Origin of the sequence: Lacticaseibacillus hegangensis (assembly GCF_003946465.1) — a bacterium.
In the GTDB taxonomy this organism is placed as follows: domain Bacteria; phylum Bacillota; class Bacilli; order Lactobacillales; family Lactobacillaceae; genus Lacticaseibacillus; species Lacticaseibacillus hegangensis.
Genome location: NZ_RHOL01000053.1, coordinates 1 through 10,536 on the forward strand (window position 1 = coordinate 1; position 10,536 = coordinate 10,536).

Genomic DNA, 10,536 nt, shown 5'->3' on the forward strand with positions numbered 1-10,536 from the left:
CTACCACTATAAAGTAATAGAGGCGTACACAGACTCCGTCGAGTCTTGTGTACGCCTCTAAGCTTAGTAGATTTTGTTCGGCCAAAATTCGTACGGCTGGCTAAATGCCAGTCGTTACCGAAAAACTCAGACGGCCGTATGCCGCCCACGTGACGCCACGGCAAAAGTGGCGTAGAATAACCAGTTACGATTAAGCGGCACCGGTCTCACCGGCTCACCGCCACCCAGGAGGACACGATGACACAAATCAGATTTTTGAACGGACTGAGGACTATTGGCGGCAACATAGTGGAATTTTCTCAGGCAGGCAGCCGGGTGATCATGGATTTTGGCGTGGCCGCGGACCTAACGAACGAAACGGCGGCCTCGGCAATCGCAAACGGGAAACTGCCGAACGTGCCGGAACTCTTTGGGCTGGCCGAAGATCACTGGGCGCATGAGGCAATTTTCATCTCGCACCTCCACATCGACCACATGGGCGCACTGCAGTACCTGAAGCAGGACATCCCGGTGTACCTGTCCGCACCCAGCTACCGGCTCTATCAGACACTGATCAAGCTGGGCATTGAAAAGCCCGTCCGCAATCTGCACCCCCTCCCGTTTGAGACACCCATGACCGTCGGGGCCTTTTCGGTCGAGGGCTTTGCTTCCGATCACGACGAGCCAGGCATCATGGCGCTCTTGGTGGGCGATGGAACACGCTGGTATGCGCACTCCGGCGATGTCCGCCTAAATGGACCGCATCCCGAACGCGTCGCCCACTGGTCCCAGGTGTTTCACGACAAGAAGCTGGCGATGTTCATGCTTGAAGGCACCACCTTCTCTTTTGACACAGAAACGCCAGTGGAAGATCAAAGTCATCCCAGCGCCGCGCTGACCGAAAGTGAATTGCAGGCGCAATTGATCATGCTGCTGGGAAAGACCAAGAAGCTGGTCGCAATCAATCCCTACAATCGCAACTACGCGCGGCTGGCGGCGATTCAAGAAGCCGCGCACCAGGCGAACCGGCAAATGGTCTGGGAACCTGCCAACGCTGTGATTTTGGAGACGATGACCGGGCTGAAAGCGGACCAGATCATCGGCAAGTCGATCACTGCCGACGCGCTGCGCCAAGCGCCAGGCCAGTATCTGTTGGAGAACTCGTTCAGCCACTTGGCCGACCTGGCCGCGCTGCCCGTGGGCAATTACGTCCATACCAATGGCGAACCGCTGGGCGACTATGATCCCCGCTTCCAGCAGCTCAAAGACTTTCTGACCGCGCACGCCATCCCGCTGACCTTTTTGTCCTGCACTGGTCACGCCACGCGGGCGGATCTGATCACTCTGGCGCAAACAGTTGCCCCGCGCATCATTGTGCCTTGGCACAGCTTCCACCCGGAGCGCGAGGCCGAAGCACTTGACGCGGCAACTCGCGCCGAGGTGCTGCTGCCGGAAAAGGATCTGTATTACACACTGGATGAGCCCGAAGACTAGGCCTGAAAAGACCATTCGAATAGTTGAAAATACTCTCGGTCCGGAAGTGGCACACGGTGTGCTAACCGCGATGCGACAACCCTGACGCTATTTGGTGAATCGCTGAGATTTTCCTTTTCCGGGTGAAAAGAGTAAGGTATTTAAGAACAGATTTTAAGGAGGTCACTCATGCTCGAAAAACAATTCTACGACCAAATGTTTGCGCACTCGTTCAATATTCCCATCACGGTGGAATACTGGGACCACACGCAAAAGACCTACGGCGCGGGGACGCCAAGCCTCACGATCCACATGAAACAGGCAATCCCCGCCAAGGAGCTGCTCAAAAACGCGTCGCTTGCGCTAGGCGAGGCCTACATGCGCGGTGACATCGATGTGACCGGCGGCGGTCAATTCCCCCTCCAGGAGCTACTGACGGCCGCATACGAAAGCGCAGGCTCGTTTATGCGCAACAAGAAACTGATGCGGTTCATCCCCAAACAATCGCACACTGAAAAGAAGAGCAAGGCGGACATTCAGGCCCACTATGACCTCGGCAACGACTTCTACAAGCTTTGGCTCGACGACACGATGACCTATTCCTGCGCCTATTTTGACGACTGGGATCAGGACCTCACGGCCGCTCAGCAAAACAAGGTCACGCACATTCTGCGCAAGCTCGACCCACAGCCCGGCCGGCGCTTCCTGGATATTGGCTGCGGCTGGGGTACGCTCATGCTGACCGCCGCCATGCGCTACCACCTCGACGTGACCGGGATCACACTGTCCAAGGAGCAGTACGACTTTGTCAACGCGCGCATCCAAAAATTAGGCATTGAAGACCACGCCCGCGTCCTGCTGGTCGACTACCGCGAACTCACAGACGGTCCCTACGATTACATCACTTCGATCGGCATGTTCGAGCATGTTGGCAAGGAGAACCTGGAGCTGTACTTCAAGGACGTCACCAAACTGCTGGCCGCTGGCGGCTCTGCTCTGATTCACGGCATTACCCGCCAGCAAGGCGGTGCCACTAATGCCTGGTTGAACAAGTACATCTTCCCGGGTGGCTACATCCCCGGTCTGAGTGAAAACATCGATCACATTATCGATGCCGGGCTGCAGATTTCCGACCTTGAGCCCCTCCGTCGTCATTACCAGCGCACACTTGAACACTGGGACGAAAATTTCAATGCGCATCGCAACACCATTCAAAAGAAATTCGGCTATGAATTCACGCGCATGTGGGACATCTACCTGCAGGCTGCAGCCGCGTCTTTTGAATCCGGGAACATCGATGTCATCCAGTACTTGGTCACGAAGGCCCCTTCCGGCACTGGTCTGCCGCTGACCCGCGACTATATTTACGACTAGGTTGCCAAGATTCGCTTCGGCGGATCTTTTTTTTGCGGAAACTTGCAAGCGATTTCCCGCCGCCGGATAATGATAGCAAAGGAGGGAGCAACGTGTTTGACCTGATGTTATCCCCCGAGACCGCCTTGGCGCGCCGTCGGGTAAACGTCGCAGCGGAACTGCTGCTTGACGCTGTACAGGAAAATGATGCCTTGAGCAATCATCGCGTGCCCAACCTCACCGCTTTTTACTGGAGCGAATTTGGACCGCTGGAGATCAGCCTGTACGAAGCCGAGCTCAAACGCGATCAAACCGCCATGCGGATCCGCCTGATCCGCCAGTACCTGAACCGCGGCGAGCCCATTGATTTGCCAGTGATCGAAGTCAAGATCACTGCCTCGTTTGCCGACCGTGTTCGCTATCTGGCATTCATGCGCAGCCAATTAAATGAGGCCACCAGCTACTTGGCCCTGCCAGTTTTATCTGACTCGGAATCTGAGGAGCTGAACACCTTGTATAAGCAGCTGATCAAGGCGCTTCATCCGGATCTGCATCCCCACCAAAGTGCAGCGGACGCCTGGCTGTTCTTGAAAGTTCTGGACGCTTACGCCAACGGGCTACTTGAAGTCTTGGAGGCCATCGCCGCAATGCTGGCAAACCGCGAAGACGAAACCCTGTCGCCCCAGGAGCTGAACCGCCAGCTGGCCGACCTGCTGACCGACTTGGCGCAGGAGCGAGCCCGCAAGTTTGCGCTGTATCAAGCGTGGCCACTCACAATCGAGGCACAGCTGAAAAGTGAGACCTGGCGGGATCATCACCGCGCCGCGTTGCAACTGGCCCTCAATCGACTGAAACAGCAGGTGGCGGCAAACATTGTGCTGTATGGGCAGCTGGTTGGCGATTTAGGAGGTGACCGTCATGGGTGAATTTGAAATCAAACCGGTCGCCGGGGGTAACGGGCTGACGCCATGGCACGGCGGAATGCCGAGTCAAGCAACCGACCTGACCGGCAGCGAGATTTTTCTGATCAATCATCATGTCGCCGGCACCGCTCATGTGCCCGATCCGGCGACATTGACTGCCGACCTGGCGCTCGGACAGCAGGTACGCCTGGTGCGGGAGAAAAATGCGTACGATGCCTTTGCAACGCGAGTTGAGACCCTGCCCGGCCGCAAGCTCGGGTACCTGCCGAAGCGCGAGAACATCGTGATCGCCCGGCTGCTCGACGCCGGCCTGAACGTCTATGCAAAAATCACCGACTGGACGATGAAAGGCAACTGGCCGTACATCAGGCTCGATATCTTCTTAAAGCTTTGAAAGCAAAAAATCCAAGCCGATTGGCTTGGATTTTTACTTAGTAGCGTGCTTTGATTGCTCTATCGATATCTCGCTTCTGGTCCTTTTGCTTCAAGGCCTCTCGCTTATCGTACAGCTTCTTCCCTTCGGCCACCCCGATCAAGACCTTCGCGTAGCCGTGCTTGAGGTACATGCGAAGCGGCACCGCGGTCTTGCCTTGTTGAGTCAACGCGGCCAGCAGCTTGGCAATTTCCTTCTTGTGCAAAAGCAGCTTGCGTGACCTGAGCGGGTCAACGTTAAACTGATTGCCCTCCTTGTACGGGCTGATATGCACGTTGACCAGCCAAGCCTCGTTATTCGTGATGCGAATGAACCCATCACGCAGCGTCGTTTTGCCAGCCCGCACCGACTTGATCTCGGTGCCGGTCAGGGCAATGCCTGCCTCATAGGTCTCGAGGATGTTGTAGTCATGCCGGGCCTTTTTGTTCTGGGCCAGAAGGTTATCGGGCTTCGGCTTCATTTTTTTTGCCATCGGCTCACCTTCTTTGGTTAATGTCTGTTTCCTTTATTGCCACCGCGCGTGGCGTGGCCTTTGACCTGGCTGCCGATCGTGTTGCGAAACGGCTTGGCGTGCCCAGTCGGCCGCTTGGCGTTGTGCCGCTTGCCCTGGTCGCCAGGCTTCGGCGCACCAGCTTTGTGCTCATCGCGTCGCGGCTGACGCCGGGGCTGCTTTGGCACGACCAAATCGGTTGTCGGTGTATCCTCAGTCGGCACCAGTGAGAAGTCGACCTGACGCTGCTCAACGTCGACGGCTTCAAGCTTCACGCGCACCGGCTGCCCAATGCGGTAAATGTGGTGCGTGCGCTCGCCGATCAAGGCCATCTGGCTTTCCAAGAACCCGTAATAATCATCGGTCATCCGGGTGATGTGAACCAGACCTTCAACGGTGTTCGGCAGCGCGACAAACATCCCGAACCCAGCAACGCCAGAAACCACGGCATCAAACTCTTCTCCGACCTTATCGGCCATGAATTCAGCCTTCTTCAGGTCATCAACGGCGCGCTCGGCATCAACACTATGACGCTCACGGGTCGAGGCCTGGGCGGCGATGTCCGGGAGCTTTTCGGCCCACTTGGTCTGAACGTTATCGCCGGTGCCTTCAATGGCATACGTCCGGATCAGCCGGTGCACGACCAAATCAGGGTAGCGGCGAATCGGGCTGGTGAAGTGACAGTAGTACTTGGCCGCGATGCCAAAATGGCCAAGCGGCTCGTCAGAGTAACGCGCCTGCTTCAGGCTGCGCAGCATTTTGACGTTGACCATCATTTCTTCAGGGGTCCCCGCAACTTCAGTGTTGACATTCTGCAACATCTTCGGCGTCACCTGCTGCCCCTTTTTGATTGGGACTTGCAGGCCGAAGGTAGCCAGAAAATCAACGAAGTCCTTAATGCGATCCTCGTCTGGGGTCTCGTGCACCCGGTACAGGAACGGCACGTGCATGCGATTATAATGCTCCGCCACCGTCTCGTTGGCCTGCAGCATGAAGCTTTCAATCATGCGCTCAGACACACCGCGCTCGCGCAGCACAATATCCGTCGGGTGGCCCTGGTCATCCACGATGATCTGGGCTTCATTTTCCTCAAAGTCAATGGCGCCGCGACCATGGCGCATCTTGTAGAGAATCTTGTGCAGGTCCGCCATCAGCTTGAGCATTGGGACCAAGTCGCCGTATTCGGCAGTCGCATCGGGATCACCATCGAGCACTTGGTTGACTTTATTGTAGGTCAGGCGGCCGTGGGAGCGAATGACACTCTGGTAAATTTCGTGGCTGACCACGCGGCCCTCGCCATCGATTTCCATGTCGCAGGACATGGCCAACCGGTCTTCGTTGGGGTTCAGCGAGCAGATCCCGTTACTGAGCCGGAATGGCAGCATCGGAATGACCCGGTCGACCAGGTAAGTCGAGGTCCCGCGCTTATATGTTTCTTTGTCCAGCGGCGAACCTTCAGTCACGTAGTAGGAGACATCCGCAATGTGGACACCCAAATGGTAGTTGCCGTTGGGCAGCTTCCATGCCACCACCGCGTCGTCGAAGTCCTTGGAGTCATCCCCGTCGATGGTGACCACCGGCTGATCGGTGATGTCACGCCGGCCCAACCGGTCCTCAGCCGTGACGTGATCTGGGATGGCGTTGGCCTGCGCCATCGCATCGTCCGGGTAGTCAACGTATATATCGTTGGCCAGCACCAGCGACATGATGTCGACCCCAGGCGCATTCTTGTTGCCCAGGTTCTGGACAATCAGCCCCACCATGCTGTTCGGCCGGTCGGCGTTCGGAAATTCAGTGATTTCGGCCATGATCATGTCGCCGCGTTCCGGCACGGTACCATTATCTTTGATGAAAATGGGATAGCGCGCCAGTTTCTTTTCGTGACTCGTGACTGTGCCAATAAAGCCCGTGCGGCTGTGCTCGGCATCGGACAATGGCGCGTACTCGCCCACTAACCGGGTGTTTTTACGCTCAACCACCTTGGTGATCGCGCCTTCGGGACCGCGCGTATCGCCAGGACGGGCCTGATGGACGACTGTGACTTCAACAGTATCCCCGTCCATGGCAAATTTCGTGTTCGGCGGGGCAATGAACATATCGTTGTCCTGATCCTCGATGGCAACAAAGCCGAAGCCTTTCTCATTGCCGTGGAACACGCCTTGCATGCTCTGGGGCTTGCCGCCGAGCATGTAGCGCTGATTGTCGTCTTGATGAATCAAATCATCATTTTCCATTCCCGTGAGCGCCTGCACCATCACTTTGAAGTCCTCGGCAGACGTCAATTTGAGTGCGCGATTCAGCGACGCAGTGGAAAAACCGATCTGCGGATTGCGCCGAAACGTCGCCAGTAATTCATTTCTTAAGTGGCCGACTGTGGTCATAGATGTCCCTCGTTTTCTTTTGATAAAAAAGCTTTCGATCTCTAAAATATACAGTTACACCGAGCGCCGGCTAGCTGACCAACCCGCAGAAGGTTTCCCCTGCTTGAGCAGATGCGCCTATGCCTGCCTCCAAAAAAAGGCCCCTGTTCACCAGGAGACCTTCGTTAGTGGGATGCCAGATACACTAAGACGAGCGAGAAGGCGAAGAAAAGGACGCCCAGTACAACGGTCACCTTTTCCATAAACGCTTCAAAGCCCCGTGATTTTTGCTTGCCGAACAAATCGGTCGCACCGCCAGACAGCGCGCTCAAGGCATCTTGCTGCTTACTCGGCTGCATCAGGGTCGCGATCACGATCAGGATCGAATCGATGATGAGTAAATTAGTAAAAAGACTCTGCAAGTTTTTCCCTCCCTTGCAAATGGTCACTAGTAGTAGATTATCACAAAGCAGCCGTCAAGACCAGCCAAGTTTCGCCCGCTGGGCCCAACTAAGCGCGCCTCATTCGGGCTCCTGCTCACTCATTTGTTCGGCCAGCTCGTGCAGCCGTTTGCGCACCGCCGCTCGCCGGCTGGCGTCGGTCAAAATCACCAGCGTGTCACCGCCGTGAATGACCGTGTCACCATGCGGCAGCAGGCTGTCCTCACCGCGCCGAATTGCCATCAGCAAGGTTTCCTTTGGCCACTTGAAATCGCGCACCGCCATGCCGTCCAGCACGCTGCCGGCATACACCGGCAGCTCCAGGCGGTCCATGCGGTGAATCGCCTGAAGCCGATTTTTCGTGGTCATTCGCCGCAGCAGCGACTCATAAATCGGCGCGCCGCCCAGCAGATCGACCACGACATAGGCGACCAGCGACAACACCGCCATGGCCATCAAGTTAGTGAGGTTACCCACCATTTCAGTGATCAGCAGGATCGCGGTGAATGGCGCCTTCCCGATACCGGCAAAGTACCCGGCCATCGCGAAGATAATCAGATTCATCTCATAGGCCCGCGGCAGCCAACCAATGTCCCCCATCAGGACCGCATAGGCGGCGCCAATCACCGCCCCCAGCGACAAGATGGGCAGAAATATCCCACCAGGCAGCCCCGACCCATAAGAGACCATGGAAAAAACGTAGCGCAGTGCAAAGATGACCAGCAGCACACCAAATGCCGGAATGCTGCGGTTAAACCCGGTAATCAAGCCGTTGCCGCCGCCTAAAACAGCCGGATCCAGCAGCCCGATTGGGATCACTAGGAGAAAGGGCGCAAGCCCCTGCAGCGCGCGAGGAATATGCGTAAACGAATAAAGTTTAGGCATTGCCAGCAGCGTCTTCTGATAGGCAAACCCCAGCACCCCAAGCAGCGCGCCAAGCAGTAATAAGTGCCAGTACAAGGAAACCGGCAGTGGTCGGTTGTAAACCAGATGCAGGACCGGCACTTCGCCGAAAACGTTCAGGGAAATGAAATTGGCCCCCACCGCGCTCGCCAGGCTGGTGATCCACACCAGCGGGCTGAAATTGTGGTAAACCTCTTCAAGCACAAACATCGTGCCGGCGATCGGCGCGTTGAACGCCGCAGCCAGACCGCCGGCCGCGCCGGCCGCGATCATGATGCGGCGATCGGCGCCATTTTTCTTGAACCCTTGCGCCACGCCTTGGCCCACGGCGGCGCCTAACTGAATGGACGGACCTTCACGACCGAGAAACAGCCCCGGCCCAATGCTGATAATGCCGGCAACAAATTTTTTCCACAGGATCGACCACCAGTGAAACTCGAGCTCGCCTTGCAGCTGGCCTTCAACCTGCGGAATCCCCGAGCCTGAGATATTGGGCTCGCTTTTGAGCAGCCAGGCGACGAGTAAGCCGGCGACAATACTGCCGATGATAATTAGCATCACAATGCCAGGCGTGGCAGTGCGGTAAAGCGACTGCATGAACCCCAAAATCCGCTCAATTGAAAACCGAAATGCCGCGACGACGCCGCCTGTGAGCAGCCCAACCAGCAGCCCAAACAGAACGAATCGCAGCCGTGTGGCGTCAACGGTTTTTGAAGCCTTATGCATGTCACACCTCCAAAGAAACTGATCCCATTATACAACAGAAAAAAGGTCCGCAGAAAACACGGACCTAGCCGTGCCGCAGCGTCGGCTCAGTAACCCACAAAATGACGAAGTTGAGCAGCAGCAGCGCCGCCGTGGAGATGAACACCACATTGTAATTGAAAATGCCGCCAAGCAAGCCGCCAAGCAGTCCGCCGAACATGTTACCCAGCGCCTGGAACGACTGGTTCCACGAGAAAATTGCAGACGTCGCCGACGCCGGCGAGTTTTTGGTCAGCAGCGTTTGAATCGTGGGGAACAAGGCGCCATCGGAAATCCCAATGGCAAAGCGCAAAACCCCGAGCAAGACGACGCTGGTGACAAAGCCCTGCGGAAAGTACATGACTACCGCGAACAGGTAGCCGGCAATCAGGACTTTCCCGGAGCCGTGCTTGTCGCCGTAATCGCCAAGCCGCGGGGCCGCGAGAATGTTCGACAGCCCTGGCAAAGCAGCGATGATGCCGGCCACCAGCGCCACCGGCCCAACATTATGCATCAGCTCTTTGATGTACAGGCTGATGATTGGCGAGATGGACGCGTTACCCAGCTGCACGATCATGGTCGAGACAAGCAAGATGATAATCAGCTTGGGGTTGGCAAATTGGCTCAAAAGCCCTGAGAGGCCGCCCTTTTCACCTTTACGGTGCGGGGCCGGCACGAAATATTCTTTGACGAATAGCCCTGAAGCAATCCCAGCCAGCAACAGCAGCCCGGCGGTGATGAAGAAAGTCACGCGGATCGACATGAATTGCGCCAGCAACCCGCCGATCACGGGCCCCATGAGCATGCCCGAGGTGGAGCCAGTCACCAGCGTCCCGAGCGCCTTGCCAGCGTGACTGCGCGGCGTCTGCGAGGCAATCAGCGCCTGCGCGTTAGAAATGAACCCGGAAAACAGGCCCTGCAGCGCTCGCAACCCAATCAGCTGCCAGACATTGGTCACCAGCCCCATCAGAAACATTGCGACGGCCATCCCAACCGCCGCCCGGATCAGCATGATTTTACGGCCTTTGCGATCGGCAAGCGCACCCCACAGCGGCGAAACAATGGCGGTCACAAAAAAAGTGGCCGCAAAGACTAAGCCGGAATACAGGGAAACCTGCGCCTTGGTGAAATTGCCCAATTCACCGACATACAGCGACATGAACGGCGTGATCTCGGAAAAGGCAATGCCGGCAATAAACGTGCACACCCACAGCACGTTCAGATTCTGCCGCCACGGGCTCTTTTCTCTTTGGGTTTCGTTCATGTCGTCACTCCCTTTGAATTTAGCTGCAAATAAAAACAGTCACATAATAGTGTGCGAGTGAATTGTGAAGAAAGTGTGAATTTTGTTGTCAGGACAGATCGAGTAGGAGGTAGCCGATTAATTCGGCTACCGACCTCTCACACCACCGTACGTACGGTTCCGTATACGGCGGTT

Annotated in this window: 9 protein-coding genes; 4 read left to right on the forward strand and 5 right to left on the reverse strand. The window is 56.5% G+C overall.

What is annotated here, in order from left to right:
* Positions 1-237: 237 nt before the first annotated feature.
* The 4 genes from EKM86_RS11815 (at position 238) to EKM86_RS11830 (ending at position 4,122) form a co-directional block, all read left to right on the forward strand.
* Positions 238-1,473 (forward strand): MBL fold metallo-hydrolase, encoded by a 1,236-nt coding sequence (locus EKM86_RS11815; RefSeq protein WP_125758255.1) that lies wholly within the window; start codon positions 238-240, stop codon positions 1,471-1,473.
* Positions 1,474-1,641: 168 nt separating this feature from the next.
* Positions 1,642-2,826 carry an SAM-dependent methyltransferase gene (locus EKM86_RS11820; protein WP_125758257.1) on the forward strand — a complete coding sequence of 395 codons (1,185 nt, stop codon included), beginning with the start codon at positions 1,642-1,644 and terminating at the stop codon, positions 2,824-2,826.
* A gap of 92 nt (positions 2,827-2,918) precedes the next feature.
* Positions 2,919-3,731 carry a J domain-containing protein gene (locus EKM86_RS11825; protein ID WP_125758259.1) on the forward strand — a complete coding sequence of 271 codons (813 nt, stop codon included), beginning with the start codon at positions 2,919-2,921 and terminating at the stop codon, positions 3,729-3,731.
* Positions 3,724-4,122: an HIRAN domain-containing protein gene (locus EKM86_RS11830; RefSeq protein ID WP_125758261.1), complete on the forward strand. Its 399-nt coding sequence runs from the start codon at positions 3,724-3,726 to the stop codon at positions 4,120-4,122. The genes EKM86_RS11825 and EKM86_RS11830 overlap by 8 nt, the downstream gene beginning before the upstream one ends.
* A 37-nt stretch (positions 4,123-4,159) precedes the next feature.
* Here the strand turns inward: EKM86_RS11830 and smpB are convergent, their stop codons facing one another.
* The 5 genes from smpB to EKM86_RS11855 form a co-directional block, all read right to left on the reverse strand.
* A complete protein-coding gene (smpB, locus tag EKM86_RS11835; protein ID WP_125758263.1) occupies positions 4,160-4,633 on the reverse strand; it encodes an SsrA-binding protein SmpB in 474 nt (157 codons plus the stop codon).
* Between the two features lie 17 nt (positions 4,634-4,650).
* Positions 4,651-7,032: a ribonuclease R gene (rnr, locus tag EKM86_RS11840; RefSeq protein WP_125758265.1), complete on the reverse strand. Its 2,382-nt coding sequence runs from the start codon at positions 7,030-7,032 to the stop codon at positions 4,651-4,653.
* Positions 7,033-7,196: 164 nt separating this feature from the next.
* Positions 7,197-7,433 (reverse strand): preprotein translocase subunit SecG, encoded by a 237-nt coding sequence (secG, locus tag EKM86_RS11845; RefSeq protein WP_125584772.1) that lies wholly within the window; start codon positions 7,431-7,433, stop codon positions 7,197-7,199.
* Positions 7,434-7,532: 99 nt separating this feature from the next.
* Positions 7,533-9,080 (reverse strand): ClC family H(+)/Cl(-) exchange transporter, encoded by a 1,548-nt coding sequence (locus EKM86_RS11850; protein WP_125758267.1) that lies wholly within the window; start codon positions 9,078-9,080, stop codon positions 7,533-7,535.
* A gap of 64 nt (positions 9,081-9,144) precedes the next feature.
* Complete coding sequence (locus tag EKM86_RS11855) at positions 9,145-10,362, reverse strand: MFS transporter (RefSeq protein WP_125758269.1); 1,218 nt, start codon at positions 10,360-10,362, stop codon at positions 9,145-9,147.
* Positions 10,363-10,536: the final 174 nt, after the last annotated feature.

Excerpts from the sequence above, each read along its gene's own strand:
- EKM86_RS11815 (WP_125758255.1), top strand. The coding sequence starts at position 238 with ATGACACAAATCAGATTTTTGAACGGACTGAGGACTATTGGCGGCAAC.
- smpB (WP_125758263.1), bottom strand. The coding sequence starts at position 4,633 with ATGGCAAAAAAAATGAAGCCGAAGCCCGATAACCTTCTGGCCCAGAAC.
- EKM86_RS11855 (WP_125758269.1), bottom strand. The coding sequence starts at position 10,362 with ATGAACGAAACCCAAAGAGAAAAGAGCCCGTGGCGGCAGAATCTGAAC.
- EKM86_RS11850 (WP_125758267.1), bottom strand. The coding sequence starts at position 9,080 with ATGCATAAGGCTTCAAAAACCGTTGACGCCACACGGCTGCGATTCGTT.
- EKM86_RS11820 (WP_125758257.1), top strand. The coding sequence starts at position 1,642 with ATGCTCGAAAAACAATTCTACGACCAAATGTTTGCGCACTCGTTCAAT.
- EKM86_RS11830 (WP_125758261.1), top strand. The coding sequence starts at position 3,724 with ATGGGTGAATTTGAAATCAAACCGGTCGCCGGGGGTAACGGGCTGACG.
- rnr (WP_125758265.1), bottom strand. The coding sequence starts at position 7,032 with ATGACCACAGTCGGCCACTTAAGAAATGAATTACTGGCGACGTTTCGG.